The sequence below is a fragment of the Mycobacterium sp. D16Q13 genome, from assembly GCF_002013375.1.
In the GTDB taxonomy this organism is placed as follows: Bacteria; Actinomycetota; Actinomycetes; order Mycobacteriales; family Mycobacteriaceae; genus Mycobacterium.
Genome location: NZ_MAEW01000015.1, coordinates 67,016 through 85,483 on the forward strand (window position 1 = coordinate 67,016; position 18,468 = coordinate 85,483).

18 protein-coding genes are annotated in these 18,468 nt (G+C 64.7%); 9 read left to right on the forward strand and 9 right to left on the reverse strand.

Going from position 1 to position 18,468, the window contains the following annotated elements; genetic code table 11:
* Window positions 1-153: 153 nt before the first annotated feature.
* Window positions 154-900, reverse strand: coding sequence for an anti-sigma factor family protein (locus B4400_RS17060; RefSeq protein ID WP_078311730.1), 747 nt, complete (start codon window positions 898-900; stop codon window positions 154-156).
* Entirely contained in the window at window positions 897-1,379 is a 483-nt protein-coding gene (locus B4400_RS17065) for a sigma-70 family RNA polymerase sigma factor (RefSeq protein WP_078292053.1), read from the reverse strand. Before B4400_RS17065 ends, B4400_RS17060 begins: the two co-directional genes overlap by 4 nt.
* A gap of 149 nt (window positions 1,380-1,528) precedes the next feature.
* Between B4400_RS17065 and B4400_RS17070 the strand changes: the two genes are divergently transcribed.
* Window positions 1,529-2,677 carry a hypothetical protein gene (locus tag B4400_RS17070; protein WP_078311731.1) on the forward strand — a complete coding sequence of 383 codons (1,149 nt, stop codon included), beginning with the start codon at window positions 1,529-1,531 and terminating at the stop codon, window positions 2,675-2,677.
* Here the strand turns inward: B4400_RS17070 and B4400_RS17075 are convergent.
* Complete coding sequence (locus B4400_RS17075; protein WP_286142118.1) at window positions 2,674-3,279, reverse strand: maleylpyruvate isomerase family mycothiol-dependent enzyme; 606 nt, start codon at window positions 3,277-3,279, stop codon at window positions 2,674-2,676. The genes B4400_RS17070 and B4400_RS17075 overlap by 4 nt on opposite strands.
* Window positions 3,280-3,421: 142 nt before the next feature.
* Between B4400_RS17075 and B4400_RS17080 the strand changes: the two genes are divergently transcribed.
* On the forward strand, window positions 3,422-4,288 hold the full coding sequence (locus B4400_RS17080; RefSeq protein WP_078311733.1) for a class I SAM-dependent methyltransferase: 867 nt from the start codon (window positions 3,422-3,424) through the stop codon (window positions 4,286-4,288).
* 24 nt (window positions 4,289-4,312) lie between these two features.
* Here the strand turns inward: B4400_RS17080 and arc are convergent, their stop codons facing one another.
* Window positions 4,313-6,130, reverse strand: a complete 1,818-nt coding sequence (gene arc, locus B4400_RS17085) for a proteasome ATPase (protein ID WP_078311838.1) — start codon at window positions 6,128-6,130, stop codon at window positions 4,313-4,315.
* A 145-nt stretch (window positions 6,131-6,275) separates the two neighbouring features.
* Between arc and B4400_RS17095 the strand changes: the two genes are divergently transcribed.
* On the forward strand, window positions 6,276-6,821 hold the full coding sequence (locus tag B4400_RS17095; RefSeq protein WP_286151364.1) for an MTB12 family secreted protein: 546 nt from the start codon (window positions 6,276-6,278) through the stop codon (window positions 6,819-6,821).
* Window positions 6,822-6,832: 11 nt separating this feature from the next.
* Window positions 6,833-7,441, forward strand: a complete 609-nt coding sequence (lppK, locus tag B4400_RS17100) for a lipoprotein LppK (RefSeq protein WP_078311734.1) — start codon at window positions 6,833-6,835, stop codon at window positions 7,439-7,441.
* Here the strand turns inward: lppK and B4400_RS17105 are convergent, their stop codons facing one another.
* Window positions 7,442-8,287 (reverse strand): tRNA (adenine-N1)-methyltransferase, encoded by an 846-nt coding sequence (locus tag B4400_RS17105; protein ID WP_078311735.1) that lies wholly within the window; start codon window positions 8,285-8,287, stop codon window positions 7,442-7,444.
* A gap of 311 nt (window positions 8,288-8,598) precedes the next feature.
* Here B4400_RS17105 and B4400_RS17110 point away from each other — a divergent pair, with 311 nt between their 5' ends.
* Window positions 8,599-9,912, forward strand: a complete 1,314-nt coding sequence (locus B4400_RS17110; RefSeq protein ID WP_078311841.1) for a DEAD/DEAH box helicase — start codon at window positions 8,599-8,601, stop codon at window positions 9,910-9,912.
* Window positions 9,913-9,985: 73 nt separating this feature from the next.
* Here the strand turns inward: B4400_RS17110 and B4400_RS17115 are convergent, their stop codons facing one another.
* Both B4400_RS17115 and B4400_RS17120 read right to left on the reverse strand, forming a co-directional pair.
* Window positions 9,986-10,906 carry an acyl-ACP desaturase gene (locus tag B4400_RS17115; protein WP_078311842.1) on the reverse strand — a complete coding sequence of 307 codons (921 nt, stop codon included), beginning with the start codon at window positions 10,904-10,906 and terminating at the stop codon, window positions 9,986-9,988.
* A 95-nt stretch (window positions 10,907-11,001) separates the two neighbouring features.
* The gene (locus B4400_RS17120; protein WP_078311736.1) at window positions 11,002-12,969 is read right to left on the reverse strand and encodes a CocE/NonD family hydrolase; all 1,968 of its coding nucleotides are present in this window, start codon (window positions 12,967-12,969) and stop codon (window positions 11,002-11,004) included.
* A 171-nt stretch (window positions 12,970-13,140) separates the two neighbouring features.
* Between B4400_RS17120 and B4400_RS17125 the strand changes: the two genes are divergently transcribed.
* Both B4400_RS17125 and B4400_RS17130 read left to right on the forward strand, forming a co-directional pair.
* The gene (locus B4400_RS17125; RefSeq protein ID WP_078311737.1) at window positions 13,141-14,031 is read left to right on the forward strand and encodes a RecB family exonuclease; all 891 of its coding nucleotides are present in this window, start codon (window positions 13,141-13,143) and stop codon (window positions 14,029-14,031) included.
* The gene (locus B4400_RS17130) at window positions 14,028-14,837 is read left to right on the forward strand and encodes a thioesterase family protein (protein WP_078311738.1); all 810 of its coding nucleotides are present in this window, start codon (window positions 14,028-14,030) and stop codon (window positions 14,835-14,837) included. The genes B4400_RS17125 and B4400_RS17130 overlap by 4 nt, the downstream gene beginning before the upstream one ends.
* 1 nt (window position 14,838) lies before the next feature.
* Here the strand turns inward: B4400_RS17130 and B4400_RS17135 are convergent, their stop codons facing one another.
* Both B4400_RS17135 and B4400_RS17140 read right to left on the reverse strand, forming a co-directional pair.
* Window positions 14,839-15,501, reverse strand: a complete 663-nt coding sequence (locus B4400_RS17135) for an MOSC domain-containing protein (RefSeq protein WP_139361448.1) — start codon at window positions 15,499-15,501, stop codon at window positions 14,839-14,841.
* A 19-nt stretch (window positions 15,502-15,520) separates the two neighbouring features.
* The gene (locus tag B4400_RS17140) at window positions 15,521-16,186 is read right to left on the reverse strand and encodes a TetR/AcrR family transcriptional regulator (RefSeq protein WP_078311739.1); all 666 of its coding nucleotides are present in this window, start codon (window positions 16,184-16,186) and stop codon (window positions 15,521-15,523) included.
* Between the two features lie 168 nt (window positions 16,187-16,354).
* On the opposite strand from B4400_RS17140, the gene B4400_RS17145 reads away from it, so the two are divergent.
* Window positions 16,355-17,755 (forward strand): cytochrome P450, encoded by a 1,401-nt coding sequence (locus B4400_RS17145; RefSeq protein ID WP_078311740.1) that lies wholly within the window; start codon window positions 16,355-16,357, stop codon window positions 17,753-17,755.
* 34 nt (window positions 17,756-17,789) lie between these two features.
* Window positions 17,790-18,467, forward strand: coding sequence for a nuclear transport factor 2 family protein (locus tag B4400_RS17150; RefSeq protein ID WP_078311741.1), 678 nt, complete (start codon window positions 17,790-17,792; stop codon window positions 18,465-18,467).
* The last annotated feature ends 1 nt before the right edge of the window (window position 18,468 follow it).

Consider the following 18,468-nt stretch of genomic DNA (forward strand, 5'->3'; position numbering starts at 1 on the left):
ACTAGTACACGACTGTCACACGTGACCGGTTCAACAATCCTCGAGAAAAAGTGATCGAGTTATCTCAATCATGTGATGGCGCAATATGAATCGAGTTTCAGGTGGTGCCGATATGGGCACGTCAAAGCATCACGAGCCTGACGCCTGGGGACTTCAGCGGCGCAGTTCGAGGAACACCAGCGGAGCCGAGTCGCCGTGATTGTCGATCACCTGGACGCTCTCGATCTGATCCTGAGCCATCGGAACGGTCGTCGATGTCATCATCGCGGAGCCCGGCTTGGCCGTCCACGAACTGGCAATGATGTTCCCGCCTTCGCGGGTACCGATCCGCAGCGCGTACGGCGCCGCCGAGTCGTCGGCATCGTTTCCGTACGCCGGATAGCTGCACCACATTTCGATACGAGTCCCGGCACCGTCACGGACAATGGCCACTTGCGCGCTCAGCGGTGATGGCGTCACTTGACGCATCGGCTGCCAATGCTCGCCCGAGGGCAACGAACCCGCCGCGACATTCATCGGCGCGGGCCGGTGATACCACGGTGGCGGCACCAGTGAGACCGTCAGCGCCACGGCGGCGGCCACCGCGACGGCGCCCACATACGCGAGTCGGCGCACGGCACTCTGCCGTCGCCACCGAGCCTGCAGCTTGGGCCACAGAGCCTGGACCGGGCAGCTGGTGGCCGGCTTCGCGAGGGCCGGAGGGTCCTCGAGTTCCATCTTCTCGGCGTAGCCGCGGTCGACCTTGGACAGCAGGCCGGGCATGGCGGTGACCTCCGACAGAGCGCGCTGGCAGCTGGCGCAGTCCACCAGGTGCTGCTCGTACTCACGCCGTTCGGTCGACGAGAGCGCGCCCAGCACATAGGCGGCATCCCAATCGGCGTAGACATGTTCGATAGTCATCGCGTGACCCCCATTTCCTGCAGCGACAACCGCAGCGCACGCACGCCGTAGTGCAGGCGTGATTTGACGGTACCTTCGGGCACCCCCAGCTCAGCGGATATGTCGGCGACTGAACTCCCGCGGTAGTACGCACGCAGGATGACGGCTCGGTGATCCGTGGACAGTGTGCGTAGCGCCTCGGCGACCAGCCACGCGTCCAGCGTCGCATCCACCTGGTCGGGGGACGCGAACTCAGGTGTCTCGGCGGTGGCTATCTCGCTACGAAAACGGGAGCTACGCGCGTTATCGCGGACCAGATTGTGAGCAACCGTGAAGAGCCAGGCGCGCGCAGATCCTTCGGTCTGGTTGACCAGTGTTGGATGCCGCCAGGCGCGTAACAGCACCTCTTGCACGATGTCCTCCGACAGCGCCGAGTCGTGGGTCAGATACATGACATAGCGATGCAGCGGGCCTGCGTACTCGTCGTAAAAGGCCCGCATAAGACTCGATGAGCCATTGACGCCGATGCCTTTCGGCCCAGCCTGCCCATCCGCCATGGAACACCTCCGACGGTTACACGAACCGACCGCCCGATTGGTTCAAAGTACGCCCGTTTTGCCTCATCGAACAGCCTTGTCATCATGTTCGGATGCGCAATCTCGAGGACATTCACGAATGGTTCCTGTCCCGGGGCCTACCCGTGGTGCTGGACCGGCGGGTGCGCTCCCGCGAGCTCCTCGACCGCGCCGCACCCATGATCGGAGTGGCCGGCGCGGGCGTCTCGCTGTATGAATTGCTCTCCACCGACAACGACACCCGCTCGATCATGCTGATGGCCCTGCTGATCCTGCTCGCCCTGCTCATGGCGGCGCAGCCGCTTGTGCTGACGGCGCTGCAGCGCCTTGGCACCGTCCGCGCCGACTCGGTGCGCCGCGCCTTGTCCTGGCTCGTCATCACGATCTTCGTGATCGTGCTGCCCCTCGCCGACACCGGCTCGTGGAGATCGGCCGCCGCGATGATGCCCGCGTTCCTGCTCGCCGCGCTGGTACTGATTTGGCTGACATATCTGGGCGCCGGATCCATTGGTCTGTGGGCGCTGCGTTACGCCTCGACGCAGTTCGGCGCACTCGCCACACTCATGTCCCGCGCGCTACCGCTGCTCATGTTGACCGTGGTGGTGTTCTTCACCGGCGAGCTCTGGCAACTGTCGGCACGCATTACCCGGGAAAGGCTATGGCAGACCATTGGTTTCCTGGCACTGACGGCGGTGGCCTTCATGGCGGTGACGGTGCGCGACGAGCTGTCCGGCCTGCGCGAGAACCGTGCCGGACAACCGGCCACCGCGGCACTGCTGGTGGGCACGCCACTGGCCGACCTCTCCGATGATGAGGTACCTCGTCTGGAATTGAGGTGGCCGGAACGCCTCAATGTGCTGCTGGTGATGGTGGTGTCACAGGCCATCCAGGTCGCGTTCTTCACCGCCGGAGTGTTCGCCTTCTTCATGCTGCTGGGTATCGTGGCGGTGCCACACGACGTGATGGCCCTGTGGTCCAACGAGGCCGCCTGCGCATCCGGGGCGGCGCCACCGTGCGCGGGCACCTGGTTCGGGATCCGGATCGGAGTGCCGCAGACGCTGATCCATATGGCGTTGTTGGTCGCCGTGCTCTCGGGGTTGTACTTCACGGTCAACAGCAGTGTGGACCCCCAGTACCGCAGCCGCTTCTTCGAACCGCTTATCGCCGATGTGGCGATCAGCCTGGCCGGCCGCGACGCATACCTCGCGGCCACCCGCGCCTAGCGCATGCGCCGGGTCAGGGTGGGCACGCCGTCGCCGTCGAGCTCACCGATCACCACCGGGCGCCCTGCCATCGCCAACACCAGCGCCTCTCCGGTGCCACGCACCTCCGGCCCGGAACCTTTGGCCCAGTCCACATCGGTGGCCACAAACCGCAGTCCCTTGGTGTAGCGCTTCGGGTGAGCACCAAAGTCCGGATGATCCAAGGCGAAGACCAGCCGGTCCGTGGGGATGGCGCGCGGTTTACCCAACGGCCTCCTGATGTCCTGCTGGTGCACCATGGCGTCGGTATGAAGAGCCGCGGGCGCCATCTTGCCGAAAGCTCCGGGTTGAACCGCCGACTCGAAATGGCGCAACAGTTCCTGATTCGATAGATGGCCGGTGCGTTCCAGCAGTGCATCGTTGAGCTTGTCGATCGATGGGTTGCGCAGCGCGGTTCCCAGATACGCACCGAGCGATACCGCGTCGACACTGGCATGTGCCACCACATCGCGGACCCGCCACCCCGCACACAGTGACGGCGCCATCCAGTCGTCCTCGGTGAGCGTGTGCAGGAATTCGGCCAGGCTGGCGCGCTCGGCGGAAAGCATGTCTCGGGGTTTCATGTGTCGTCCTTTGGGGCTGACGTCGGGCTGTACTCGCCATGCTAGGAAAACCACGCTGACCAGCACCGCCGTCGCCTGCCAGGCACTGCCAAACAGTGCCAAAGCATCATCGTGAGCCCACCGGGCTTTCTATCCTCGCGCTATGCCCCCACGTCGACTGGACCACACCGCAAGCCTGACCGCGCAATTCAATGCCTGGCAGCGCGCCGCCGAGTCACTGCAACCCGGCGCCCTGCTCGATGATCCGCAGTCCGCCTGGTTCGTGACGCACCCGCTGTTCCGGCTCGGACTCACCTCGCCGACGACCGCGCGGTGGGGACTGCGACTGCTGGACCGGTGGTGCGGTGGTCTGCACGCCCACATCATGGTGCGCCGGCGGGTTTCCGATGACGAACTGCGGGCAGCGGCGGCGTCCGGCATCACCCAAGTGGTTGTTCTCGGCGCCGGATTTGACACCAGCAGTCAACATCTGGGGTCGCTGCCCGTCACCGTGTTCGAGGTCGACGCGCCCTCGACGCAGCAAGACAAAAGGCGTTTGTTGGAACACCGCGGCGTGCAGCCACGATGGGCACCCTGCGATTTCGAGCGGGACGATCTGACCACCAGCCTGCACACCGCGGGATTCGATGCGGCGGCGCCGGCGCTGGTGATCTGGCTCGGCGTCACCTACTACCTGACGGTGCCCGCACTGGAATCAACACTGGCGCAACTCAAAAACCTCTGCGCTCCGGGAAGCCGGCTCGTGATGGACTACGGCGATCCAGACATCGTCGGCCACGACAGCCCCCGGCCGATGGTGCGTCGAGTATCGAAGTCCGTCACCCGGCGGGGCGAGCCTTATCGCACCGGTATGACCGCGGCCCGCGCCGACGAACTCCTTGCGCGCCAAGGCTTTCAGACAGTGGCGCACCAGCGCGTGCCCGGGCTCCTGGACCGCTACGACCCGACGAACGCGCGTCGGCTCGCGCGCGGCGATTGGAACGCGGTGCTGACAGCTCAGCGCGTGTGAGCTGTCAGCACGCCGCACAGAGGTCTACAGGTACTGGCCCAGGCTCGATTCGGTGTCGATCGCACGGCTGGCGCTCGAGCTCTTGCCGGTGACCAGCGTGCGGATGTAGACGATCCGCTCGCCCTTCTTGCCCGAGATCCGTGCCCAGTCATCCGGATTGGTGGTGTTGGGCAGATCCTCGTTCTCGGCGAACTCGTCAACGATCGAGTCGAGCAGATGCTGGATCCGCAGACCCCGCTGACCGGTCTCCAGCACCGCCTTGATGGCGTTCTTCTTCGCGCGGTCCACGACGTTCTGGATCATGGCACCGGAGTTGAAGTCCTTGAAGTACATGACTTCCTTGTCACCGTTGGCATAGGTGACCTCCAGGAACCGGTTGTCGTCGATCTCGGCGTACATCCGGTCCACGACCTTCTCGATCATGGCCTTGATGGTCAACCCGCGATCACCACCGAACTCGGCGAGATCGTCTTCGTTCACCGGCAGCTTCTCGGTGAGGTACTTGGAGAAGATGTCCTGCGCCGACTCGGCGTCCGGCCGCTCGATCTTGATCTTGACGTCCAGGCGGCCGGGCCGCAGGATCGCCGGATCAATCATGTCTTCACGGTTGGAGGCGCCGATGACGATGACGTTCTCCAGGCCTTCGACACCGTCGATCTCGGAGAGCAGCTGCGGCACCACGGTCGTCTCCACATCAGAGCTGACACCGGTACCGCGGGTGCGGAAGATGGAGTCCATCTCATCGAAGAAAACGATGACCGGCGTACCGTCCGAAGCCTTTTCGCGGGCTCGCTGGAAGATCAAGCGGATGTGCCGCTCCGTCTCACCGACGAACTTGTTGAGCAGCTCCGGGCCCTTGATGTTCAGGAAGTAGGACTTGGCCTCGCGGGAGTCGTCGCCACGCAGCTCTGCCATCTTCTTGGCCAGCGAGTTGGCAACGGCCTTGGCGATGAGGGTCTTTCCGCATCCGGGCGGCCCGTACAGCAGCACACCCTTGGGCGGACGCAGGGCGTACTCCCGGTAGAGATCCTTGTGCAGGAACGGCAGCTCCACCGCGTCGCGGATCTGCTCGATCTGCCGGGTCAGGCCTCCGATGTCGCTGTAGCTGACGTCCGGCACCTCCTCCAGCACCAGATCCTCGACCTCGGCCTTGGGGATCCGCTCGAAGGCATACCCGGCCTTGGTGTCAACCAGCAACGAATCGCCGGGCCGTAGCTTCCGCGGCTTGAGGTCCGCTCCGTCGGCGTCCTCGGACACATCCGAGAGGTCCGGCGCGATCAGCGGATCGGCCAGCCAGACGATGCGTTCCTCGTCGGCATGTCCCACCACGAGCGCGCGGTGACCGTCGTCCAGCAGCTCGCGCAGCGTGCTGATCTCACCGACAGATTCGAAGTGGCCGGCCTCGACCACCGTGAGCGCCTCATTGAGGCGCACGGTCTGGCCCCGGCGCAGCTCGGCGGTCTCGATGTTGGGCGAGCAGGTCACCCGCATCTTGCGGCCCGAGGTGAAGACGTCCACCGTGTCGTCGGCCTGTACGGCCAGCAACACGCCGTAACCGCTCGGTGGCTGGCCCAGCCGGTCAACTTCCTCGCGCAGCGCCAAGAGCTGCTGACGGGCCTCCTTGAGGGTGTCCATCAGCTTGGCGTTCCGCGCATTCAGGGAGTCGATGCGGGCCTCAAGCTGGTTCAGGTCGCGCAGACGGCCGGTATCCCCGGCGCTCGCTCCTCGCTGAGTCGCACTGTCTTCCAGCTCTTGGCGAAGCGCCGCAATCTCTCGGCGTAGCCGCTCTAGCTCGGCGGCATCCGGTGTGCCGAACGCCTCTGAACGCTCCGACTCACTCATGATGTCCTCCTTTCCCACACCGAGAATTGGTGCGGTGGATACTTCAACGCTACCGGCGATTGGCCGGTCATGCGGGGTCTACCCGTTGTCTGTGACGTCTACGCTGTTAGCGTTCGTCACATTCAGGTCGATCGAAAGGACAACCGTGAGCTCACAAACCGGTATGTCGGGGGTCGCCATGCTGGGTTTACTCGCGGCGGCCGCGGTTGGCTTGGCAGTGCCAATGGGCGAGCCGACAGCCAGCTCTCCTAGCCCGACAGCAACGATCGCGATACCCGCGGGCATCGCCCCCGTGTCGTGGGATATCCCGATGGACGTTCCTACCGATCCGGCCGATGCCACCCCCACGTCCGACGAGTTGAGTGGTTTGCTGTATTCCCTCGCGGATCCGGGCGTGTCGGCGCTCGCCAAGGGCGGTCTGGTCGAGGGCGGCATCGGTGCCGGTGAGGCGATCTACGCCGATCGCGCGTTCAAGAACGCCAACCGCGACGGGTTCCTGCCGCTGGCTTTCACGGTGTCCGACGTCAAACCCACCGGACCGGGCCTGGCCTCGGCGGCGGTCACCATTACCGGACCCAAGACCCAGGCCTACACGACGAAGATCAACTTCGTGAACCAGGACGGCTGGAAGATCAGCAAGGCGTCGGCCATTTCGCTAATCCAGGCGGCATCCGGTAAGTCTGGAAGGTAGACGTAGCCGATATGCCGAATGGAGTCACCTGGATCATGGCCCGTCACCTTCAACTCGCGGTCATCGCAGCGAGCGCGGCTGTTCTCGCTCTCACCGCCTGCAGCAGCTCAAACGATAAGGCCGCTCCGGCCAGCCCGTCGGCGACGCAGCCCGGGTCCTCGGCTGCCGCCGCCGCGGCCGTCCCAGATCATCCGCTGCCGGATCCGGCGGTGCTCACCGACGTCCTCAACCGTCTCGGCGATCCGAACCTGCCGGGCGCCGAGAAGGTCACCGCCGTTCAGGGCGCCACCCCCGAGCAGCTGGACAAGTTCACCAAGGCGATCGGCGACGCCGGGTTCTCGCCGTTGTCGTTCACCGTGAAGGATCCCAAGTGGTCGACGGAGACCGCGGGGGACGTCGAAGCCGTCGTGACCATCAACAGCCCGAGCCCCAAGATGGGCGGGTTCGCGGTGCCGATGTCGTTCTCACCCGAGGGTCAGGGGTGGAAGCTGTCGAAGCGGACCTCCGACCTACTACTCAAGACCGGGACATCGCTCGCGGGTACCGCCGCACCACATGAGGCGCCTCCCGGCGGAGCGCCGGCCGCCGAGACACCGGCGGCCCCCACGCCTACCCCCTAGCTACACAGCGCTAGTCGGTAACCGTTTACGGCGCAGTGGCGTCGGGGTGATCGTGTCGGGTGCCAGGCGGCGCGCGCTGACCAAGAACGCGGTGTGCCCACGCATGCTGTGCTCCGGACGCACGGCCAGGCCCACGACGTTCCAGCCGCGCTGCATCGTCTCCCAGGACCGTGGCTCGGTCCAGCATTGCTGTTCTCGCAACGCCTCGACCACACGCGATAGCTGGGTGACGGTCGCGACGTAGACGATGAGCACGCCGCCGGGCACGAGCGATTCGGCGACCGCGGGCAAAGTCTCCCAGGGCGCCAACATGTCGAGAACCACCCGGTCGACGCCGCCCGCATCCGCGGGCCGCTCGCACAGGTCGCCCAGCACCAGCTCCCAGTTATCCGGCCGCTCTCCGAAAAACGTTGTGACGTTACGCACAGCGTGTTCGGCGTGATCCTCACGAATCTCGTAAGAGATCACCGTTCCCTCCGGCCCCACCGCTCGCAACAGCGAGCAGGTCAGTGCGCCCGAGCCCGCGCCGGCTTCCAGCACCCGCGCGCCAGGGAAGATATCGCCGTCGTGCACGATCTGCGCGGCGTCCTTCGGGTAGATCACCTGCGCGCCGCGCGGCATCGACAGCACGTAGTCGATCAGCAAAGGACGCAGCACCAAGAACTGGTCACCGTTGGCCGATTTCACGACACTGCCCTCGGGGATACCGATCACCCCGTCGTGCGCGATCGCACCACGATGGGTGTGGAACTCCTTACCGGGCTCGAGCACCATCGTGTAGTGCCGCCCCTTGGCGTCGGTCAGTTGCACACGATCGCCGACGACGAACGGTCCGGTTCGAGACATGCGCTCACCTTGCCAGGTATGCGTTGCCGACTCCGAATCGGGCAGACATCGGGGCAGGCAGGAGTGTCCGTCACCAGTGTGTTTCGCCGCACAGGTTTAGCTATCGACGCCAACAGGCAGTAGTGTCTATTACTGAGCGCTGAATTTGCGCTCGCGTCGAAGAACGTTTCTTTCGTCAGCCAGTGTGAATTTAGGCAGACTTTCAGGCTCTTCTCTCGGCGATCGACATTGCCCATTGGCAATCTCGCCACCACAATGCCTCGAAAGGCGTTCAACTACCCATGTCTCAACCCACATTTGATTCTCTCGGCGTGCCCGCACCACTTATTGACGTGTTGCAGGCCGCTGGAATCAGCGCGCCGTTCCCCATCCAGGCCGCGACCCTTCCCGACACCCTCAGTGGCCGTGACGTACTGGCTCGCGGCAAGACCGGCAGCGGAAAGACTCTCGCGTTCTCCCTTCCTGTCGTCGCCCGCATTGCCAGCGGCAACCGGGTGCCGCGCAAGCCGCGTGCACTCGTGCTGGCGCCCACCCGGGAGCTGGCGACCCAAATCAGCGCAGTCATCGAACCTTTGGCGGCGATCTGCCGACTCAAAGTCACCACTATTTTCGGTGGAGTTTCCCAGCACCGGCAGGTGCAGGCCCTTTCGGCCGGTGTCGACATCGTGGTCGCCTGCCCGGGACGCCTGGAAGACCTTCTGAAGCAACGCCATCTGAGCCTGGACGCCGTGGAGATCTGCGTGCTGGACGAGGCCGACCACATGGCCGACCTCGGCTTCCTGCCCGCGGTGACCCGCCTACTGGCCGCGACACCGAGTTCCGGTCAGCGCCTGCTGTTCTCGGCCACTCTGGACAACGATGTCGACAAGCTCGTCAAGCGGTTCCTGCACAATCCTGCCGAGCACTCGGTCGATTCCGTCGACTCCCCCGTCGCCGCGATGACACATCACGTGTTCACCGTCAGCGGCCCCGATGCCAAGCGCGATCTGGTCAACACGCTGGCCTCCGGCACCGGGCGGCGCATCCTGTTCATGCGCACCAAGCATCAGGCAAAGCGGCTCGCGCATCAGCTCAATCAGTCGGGTATCCCATCGGTTGACTTGCACGGCAACCTTTCTCAGGGTGCACGCGACCGTAACCTCGCCGCCTTCTCCAGTGGCCAGGCACGGGTGCTGGTGGCAACCGATGTCGCCGCACGCGGAGTCCACGTCGACGACGTGACATTGGTCGTACACGTCGACCCGCCCGCTGAGCACAAGGCCTACCTGCATCGGTCGGGCCGCACTGCCCGCGCAGGCGGCACCGGTGACGTGGTGACGGTGGTGCTTCCCGAACAGCGACGCGACGTTACGCAGCTGCTGCGCAAGGCCGCCATCACGGCCACCCCGCAGCAGGTGACGGCTCATTCCGATGAGGTCAAGAACTTGGTGGGCGAGGTGGCACCGTATGTGAAACCTGCTCCCGCCCAAAAAGCTAGCGGTTCCCCCGCCCCCAACGGACAGCGCGGCCAGCGGGCGCACCGGCCCCGTGGCGGTACCGAGGGACGCCCCGCGCGGGCGCCTCGGCGCGGTGGACACGGGCAGCGATCCGCGCAGCGCACTGGCAGCAGCAGCACCTCGCGGTAAGTCTGAATCCACGATCAGTAAGCCGATTACCGGAGGTCATCCGCCAACCGCGGGTGACCTCCGGTAATTGCTTTCAGGCACCTCGTGCCGCGCGCGCGGCCGCCCTCTCCTCGTAGTACTTCGCACGTTCATCCACGGCGGCAAGGAATTTCACGAGAGTCTCGCGAGCCTGCTCACCCTCGGGCCCGACATCGGAACGTTCGAACACCCGCCAGAACCGCAGGATCGGCTGCAGCACCTCGTCGTGATGGATGCGCAAGTCGTAGATACCCGCCTTCGCGATGGCAATCGCGTTCTGCGCGAAACCGGCCATCCCCATACCCGGCATCGCGAAGCCGACGATCTCCTTGCAGATCGCCTGTATCGCAGCATCCGGCTCGATATCGAGTGCTGCCGACATGAGATTGCGGTAGAAGACCATGTGCAGGTTCTCGTCCAGCGCCACCCGCGCCAACAGCTGATCGGCAATCGGGCAGCCCGAGGCCCTGCCCGTGTTGCGGTGCGATATCCGGGTGGCCAGCTCCTGGAACGACACATACGCCAGCGCCTCCAGGGGTGTCTTATCCCCCGAGTCGTAGCCGGCGACGGTGTGCGCCATGCGCATTGCCTCAAGATTCGTCGGGTCCACACCACGGGTGACCACCAGATAGTCGCGAAGTGCGATGCTGTGCCGCCCCTCCTCCGCCGTCCACTGGCCCACCCAGGTTCCCCACGCGCCGTCCCGCCCAAATCTCGTGGCGATCTCACGGTGATAGGACGGCAGGTTGTCCTCGGTCAGCAGATTGACGATCAATGCCGCCTGGGCCACCGGGTCGAGAGGGCTGTCCTCCGGCCGCCAATCCTCGCCACCAAGGAAGGCAAAGTCCCTGCCCCGGCTCCATGGCACGTAATCATGTGGGGCCCATGGCCGCGCGACACCCAGGTGCCGTTCGAGATTCGCCTCGACAACGGGCTCCAACTCGGTGAGCAATCGCGTTTGCAGTCCGGTCACCATCTCGTCCACCTCTCCTTTCGGCCTACCCCCATCTCTAACCTACGGTACCGTAAGTTACAGGAAAAGTGGCTGACGAATTGGTGAACTGACGAGGACTAGGCAGCCCCGGCGCCGGCGCCCGCAACCACGGGTGCCACCAGGTAACTCGGCTGGTCAGGGTCCAGAACGAGAGTCTGACCGTGGCGACTCGCCCACAGTTCGGGAATGGACGGTATGTACCTCGGCAGGCTGGCGGCCGAGACGACCACCCGCAGCCGGTGCCCGGCCGCGATCACCGCATCTACCTCCGTGAGATCGATATCGAGTGTTATCGGCACACCGGGTTCCACCGGGAGCTTGCACCCCGCACCGGTGGGATGCCAAGGCGATAGATAGTCGCCGTCCGCGGTCCGCAGGCTCTTGCCCTCATCCACGCCCCGCCGCGATGCCAGCAGCGCGCCCTCGGCCAGCATCCGGGAAAAGCCGTCGGGTGCCACATCCGTCACCGAAACGACCCAGAATGCCTCCGTCCCCAACGCTTTGGTACGCAGATGAAGGTTGAGCGCCCCGGAGATCACCCATGACTCCGCGGCCGCGACGCTGGTGAACGTGAGCGCACCACGCTCGAAGTAGCGCGAGTCCTTGAGCCCGGACGTTCCCAAGGCGGCGGTGATACCGGCCGTCAACCGGGAGGTCGTCGGCGATTTCAGCAGTCCCATCCGGCGCCGAAGGAGGTGCTCGGTCCTATTGAGCGGTGCGGCACCACCCAACGACCCGTCGAATGTCGAACCAGCGCCCACGCCCGAGGGTTCGGCGTCCAGGTAGAAGCGTTGCGGCCTTGCCTCGGGCCGCGGATAGGCGTCCAGGGTGTGCCAACCGCCATTTTGCTGCTGCAAGGTGAGCGGGCCGTAGCTCTCCATTCCGTTGTCAATACCTTTGAGCCACCTGTCAAACCACGCACGCTGCAAGACATCCAGCCGAGGCGGTCCACCCTGGCGGCCAAGCTGTGAACCCGGAGAGCCGTGATACCCCTCGTTGATGACGACCTGAAATCTGCCACCCGGCAACGCGGCTCGGCGATGGATACGCAAGGCGGCCGGACCAAAGATGTCGTCCCACACCCCATAGACAAACGTCGGGATCTCGATGTCCTCGAACCGGGGGCTGATCTGCTGGAAGTATTCGTCGTCGTCGATCAGTGCACCCTTGCCGCGCAGCCCCTCGAAGATGTACCGCACCACGCGATTCAGCGGCGCCCGCAACCGCCCCGCGAGCCAGCCCAGCCCGATGCCACCACGTGTCACATCCGACGGCGACGGCAGCCACTTTCCCAGGGCGACGGCAAGCATCCAGACGGGGAGGAAAAATGTCTGTGCTCCACCGGTTTTCATGAGGTCTCGAGATATGTCACTGACCGGCTCCACCGCAAACACCGCGCCGAGACCAGGCACCCGATTCCCCGCGGCCTGGAGCGAGTTGATCGAGCAGTAGGAGATTCCATACATCCCCACCCCGCCGTCGCACCATGGTTGCGCCTGCGCCCACGCCACCACTTCGGCGGTGTCGCGCTGCTCGACATCGTTGAGCATCCCCCAGTCACCGGTGGAGGCGCCGGTTCCCCGAACGTCCACAACCACCTGGGCGTACCCACTGCGGATCAGTGAGTCATTCACCCCAAACGTCGTCAGGCCACCGCCCGGAATCGCACGCGCCAGCTCGGCGAGCTCGACGAGACGCGGGTTCTTCGGCGGCGCGGCGGGCACGGTCACGCCGAACCGGCTCAGCCCCCGAAGCAGCCACGCAGCCAGATGAGTAACGGATTTGTTGTAGGGGGTGAGGTTGAAAAGCACCGGCACCGGGTCACTCACCGGAGTCCCGTCGGCGTTGGCCGGCCGGAACACCTGGGCTTTGAGCACGGTCCCATCGGACAGCGGTATCGAGACATTGGGAGTGAAGGACACCCGGGAGTACCGACTGGGTCCATCGGTCACCGCGGTCCATCGATCGGCCTGGGCAGCCCCGGCGAGCGCCGTGTCGTTTACCTGCAGGCTCTCCAGAGGGCTTCGATGCTTTGCCGTCGTCACTGCGTGTTCCTCTCGGGCGGGGCCGCGCTGCCCATGGCCAATGAGAGGTTCACGTTACTTCGAGTACGGGTATTTCGGGGACGACTTGTGACATGTGTTGAATGGCGCCCGCCTATTTTGTGCGCGGCGTGGCGTCAGCACCTGTCGGACGTGATGCCTAGGCTGCCAACCATGGAGGAGACCACGCAGAACCGGCCAACGCGCCGGCCCGCGCTCTCTCCTTCTCGTGCCAGCGACTTCAAGCAGTGCCCACTGCTGTACCGGTTCCGCGCGATCGACAGGCTCCCCGAGCCGCCGTCCACAGCACAGGTGCGCGGCAGTCTCGTGCACGCCGCTCTGGAAGATCTCTATGCTCGGCCCGCCGCCGAACGGGAGTATGCCACCGCCGCCGGATTGGTGGAGCCCGCGTGGGAACGCCTCGTGGACTCGAACCCCGAACTCGCCGCAGTGGTCGAGGCCGAGCGCCTTCCAGGGTTTCTCGACGAGGCCAGAGACCTGCTCTCGGGCTACTACCGGCTCGAAGATCCCACCCGTTTCGATCCCGACAGCTGCGAGGAGCGCGTCGAGGTCGAGTTGTCCGACGGCACGATGCTGCGCGGATTCATCGACCGCATCGATATCGCACCCGGAGGCGCGATGCGTCTGGTGGATTACAAGACCGGACGCGCACCTCGCGCCCTGTTCGAAGCCAAGGCGCTGTTTCAAATGAAGTTCTACGCCGTCGCGCTGTATCGCACCCGTGGTGTGGTGCCGCGGCGGCTGCGACTGCTGTATCTGTCCGATGGCGAGGTGCTCGACTACTCACCGGATGAGGCGGAGCTGCTGAAGTTCGAGAAGACGTTGATGGCGATCTGGCGGGCGATTCAAAACCTCGGCACCACGGGTGACTTCCGGCCCAACCCGTCCCGACTATGCGGCTGGTGCGCCCATCAGTCGCTGTGCCCCGCATTTGGCGGCACGCCGCCGCCCTACCCGGGCTGGCCCTCCGATTACGGTGTCTCTGATACGGATATCGAAGATGCCGAAGCCTCCGCGACCGCGATCCCGGGAGATGCCGCATGACGCTGGACCTGACTGGCTGCTACTACCGGCGCTTGGACGCCGACGGCGAGTTCCAGGTATTCGAGTCCACCGCGCTGACCGCCAGCGGGTGGGGTCCGAATCTCCAGCACGGCTCGCCCCCGATGGCGTTGCTACTCAAGGCCATCGAGGAGCTGCCCGAGCCGCGTGAGAGCTTGCGGATCGGCCGGGTCGCGCTGGACATCCTCGGCCCGGTTCCCCTGGAGCCGGTGCGGGTGCGGGCGTGGATCGAACGGCCGGGGCGCCGGATCGCCCTTGCGGTCGCCGAGATGGAGGCGCACGCCAACGGCGGATACCGTGCGGTCGCGCGGGCCAGCGCGTGGCTGTTGGCCACATCGGTGACCGCCGACAAGGCCAGTGACCGATATCCACCACTGCCCGAGTACCCGCAGGGCGCCACCCCGCCCGCCTTCGGTTTCGAGGGCTCCAACTACTCGAAATCTGTTGATTTTCAGTGGTTTTCGGTGCCAGATGGGGAACCACAGGTAGCCTGGATGCGACCACACGTGCATATCGTTGACACCGAGCCCACCACTCCATGGCAGCGGCTGGCGTCGGTGATCGATTCCGCGAACGGGATCGGCGCGGTGCTCAACCCGCTGCGATTCGTCTACATGAACACCGACACCGTGATGCACGTGCACCGGATTCCCCACGGTGATGATTTCGGAGTGCGCGCCCGCATGTCGGTCGGACCCGACGGTGTCGGCGTGACCACGGCGGAGATCTTCGACCGCCGGGGTTACATCGGCTCCAGCGCACAGACCGTGTTGGTCCAGCGGCGGTAGATTACGGCGAACCGATCCTGCGCCGGACGGTTTCCTTGATGCGCTCGGGCAGCGCGGGAACGTCAAGCAGTTGGGGAAGCAATGCGGGTTCACGGGTCAGCGCCCGGAAGGCCAGCCCGACGGTGACGTCGTGGTCTGGACTGTTGCCGATGGTGATCCGGTCACCCGGACATACCGCGCCGGGCGAAACGACCCGTAAATAAGCACCGGGAACCGCCTGCACGGTAAAGGTTTTGACCCAACCCTGTTGGTCGAGCCAGGCCGCGAATGTCCGGCACGGTATTCGCGGTGACGAGACCTCCAGCACCAGACCGTCGGTACCGACATGCCATTGCTCGCCGATTTTGGCGTCGGTTACGTCGATATCGCAGGTGGTGAGGTTCTCCCCGAATTGGCCATTGGTCAGCTCCCTGCCCAGTTCTTCCTGCCACCAGTCAAGGTCTTCGCGGGCATACGCGTACACGGCTTGGTCGTCGCCGCCGTGCACGGTGTGATCCCCGATGGCGTCACCGCCCAGACCACTGCCGGTACCGTCGCCCACCTCCCCGGGCGCACGCACCGCGACCGCCGAATCGATGGGACGCTTGTCGATCCCGGTCGGGACGGGCCCGCCCGTAGGGTTCGAACGGAGTCCGCCCACATTCACCGTCAAAACTGTCGCCACCGCACCAGGATACGGAGCGCTAGCGTGCAGCACGCATCAGCGGCAGTAGATACCTGCCCGCGAATTCGCGGGTGTTCTCGTCGGTATCTGTCGGCACCAGCACCGAGGGATTCATCAGAAACGTCGACGTCAGCCGCAGCGCCAAGTCCAGCGCCCGCTTGACCGCCGCGGCGGGATACGCATCATCGGCCAGCAATTCCGCGATGACGGCAAGCAGACCTTGATAGCCGGCCGCATTTACGTCGAAAACGTTCCGCGAGAACGATTCCGAGTCGAATTCCTTGAGTGCCAGCACCAGCGGATGATCACGCGCCTCGCGCATGCCCATGACGAATGCTTCGACCATCCGGTCTTCCGCGTTGGACAAGGGTGCGAGCACCACCTGTGCCCGGACAAAGAATTCCGTTGTCTCCCTGACTAATACCGCCGCGACGATGTCTTCTTTGTCCCCACACTTGCGGTACAGCGTCGGCCGGGACACGCCGGCACGACGCGCGATGTCTCCCACCGCGGTACGACCGATCCCGTGAGCGACGAATTCCTCGCGTGCGGCATCCAACAGGCGAGAGGTCGCCACGTTGGTGTCGGACAAGGCACCGGTGGCCAGCTGCCGCAGCAAGGAGTCGAGCTCTACCACGGAGCCGATCCTAACGGCGGGGACCGATGCACCATCGACACGACTCACGGCTGCTCCCTCCGAATCGCCTACCTGGTGTTTGAATCAATGAATTACTTTTGATTCAGTATTGCACACGGCCCCGATCCGCCATACACTTCGCCACCAGAATCACTGTTCGGCATCGCAGCGGGTCGGTTTCCTGGCCTCGCGACCGACCGCAGAGAAGAGGCAGACATGCACGCCACCGACACGAACCCCGCCGCGCGGGAACTACCGCAGACCGGCGTACCCCGGCTTCCTCCAAGGCTCCCGCTGCGTCGGGCCGCACTCTTGGGGCTCAGCTGTATGGGCGAGCCGTCTCGTCTGCCGTACCTGCTATTGCCCAAGATCGCGCATCGGTACGGCGACATCGTCCGCCTGTTCACGGGGCCGAAGCCCGCACTCACACTCACCCTGATCAACCATCCCGACTACGTCGACCACGTCTTTACGCGCCACCACGACCGCTACGTCAAACACGAGGCCACCATCGAGCTGGTCTCCGGGGAGCCGGTGGCCCTCCCCTTGCTCGAAGGGCAGGAGTGGAAACGTGTCCGCTCCGCGTTCAATCCCTACTTCGGCGAGCGCGCTTTGGCAGCGGCGACTCCGCTCATGATGGACGGAATAACAGATCGGGTCGACGCCTGGTCCCGCCATGCGGACAGCGGGGAACTGGTGGATCTCGAGCACGAACTCGGCGCGGTGGTGATGGACGGCCTGATGCGCTCGATGTTCAAGGTTCAACTCAGCCCGGACGAGATCGATCACGCGGTCGACGGGGCGCGGCGATATGGCGTCTACGTCATCAGCAGGGTCGCGATGCATTTCCTGCCCAGCTGGATACCAAACCCTTTGCACCGCAAGGGTGAGGAGTCCAAAACGGAACTCTTTGGCATCCTCGACCGCTTCGTCGACGAGCGCGCGGGCTGCCCGGTTTCCGATACGCCTGACCTCGTGGATGCCTTGCTGGGACTGGAGTTCGACGGCTGCCCGCAGACGCAGCACCGGCGACGGCGATCTGAGGCCGCCGGGCTGGTGTTCGCAGGATTCGAGACCACCGCCGCCGCCCTCGCCTGGACGATCGCGCTGCTCTGCCGAAACCCGATCGCGCTCGGTAAGGCGTACGCAGAGATTGACGCGCTCGGCGGGAAGACACTGGAATACGACGACCTGGAGAATTTGAAGTACCTGAGGGCGTGTTTCGATGAGGCGCAGCGCTTTCAGGCCGCACCCGCCAATGTCAGAACGGCCGTACAGGACGACGAGATCGGCGGCTACTTCATTCCGCAGGGCTCGCAGGTCATCATCACGCAGTACGCGCTGCAGCGTGATCCCCGGTTCTGGAAGGAACCGGACACATTCAATCCCGACAGATTCCTGACCGACAAGATCAATCGGAATGCGTTTCTGCCCTTCAGTATCGGGCCCCGCAAGTGTATGGGTACACGGATGGCCTACATCGAGGGAACCCTGGTCCTCGGAACCATCTTGCAGCGCTACGCATTACAGATCCGCGACGGGTGGACGCCCCGACATCGCGTGCGGGTGTCCACCGGCCTGGCGGGCGGTCTGCCGGTGCGTCTCTTCGCCCGCTGAGCCAGCACATGTTTCCCACGATGAAAGGAACGAAATGAGCAGATTGGAAAGACTGGGGCCCTCCCCGGAGCACGCGAAGTACCAGCCACTCATGCCGGATTTCTGGAGGAAGGTGCAGCAGCAGGAAAAGAACGACATCGAACGCGGTCTTCCCGCCCAGGGCCGAACAGAGTTCGCGTCCACATGGTTCGACGCCTGGGCCGAGCAGGACATCAAGAAGATCGACTACTGCATCGCCGAGGACTGTAGCTACATCGACAGCTCGACGTTCCAGGAGAACAGGCTCGGACGCCAGTTCACGATCGACAACTGCCAGGCCGCCTTCGACGTCTTCCCCGACTTCGCCTTCTATCCGCAGGACGGGACGAATCGGTCGCTGCCCTACTGGGACTACTTCGATGGTCAGTGGCGCGTGACCATTCCGTGGCGAGGCATCGGCCGCATGATCGGCGAGACCATCGAACCCAACACCGGAGCCAAGCTCAAGGGAACGGGCCGCTGCCTGAACTTCATTGGCATTGACCGCTATACATTGACCGACGACTTCAAGATCACCCACATCGACACCGACTGGGACATGCTCTACGGCGCCGCACAGCTGGCGGGATTGGGCCCCCTCATGCGGAGCCGCAGCCTTCAGAAGATCGGACTACGCGCCGCCAGCGTGGTCGCACCGGCGTTCCGTCTGGCGACCCTGCTGACCACGCGGTGAC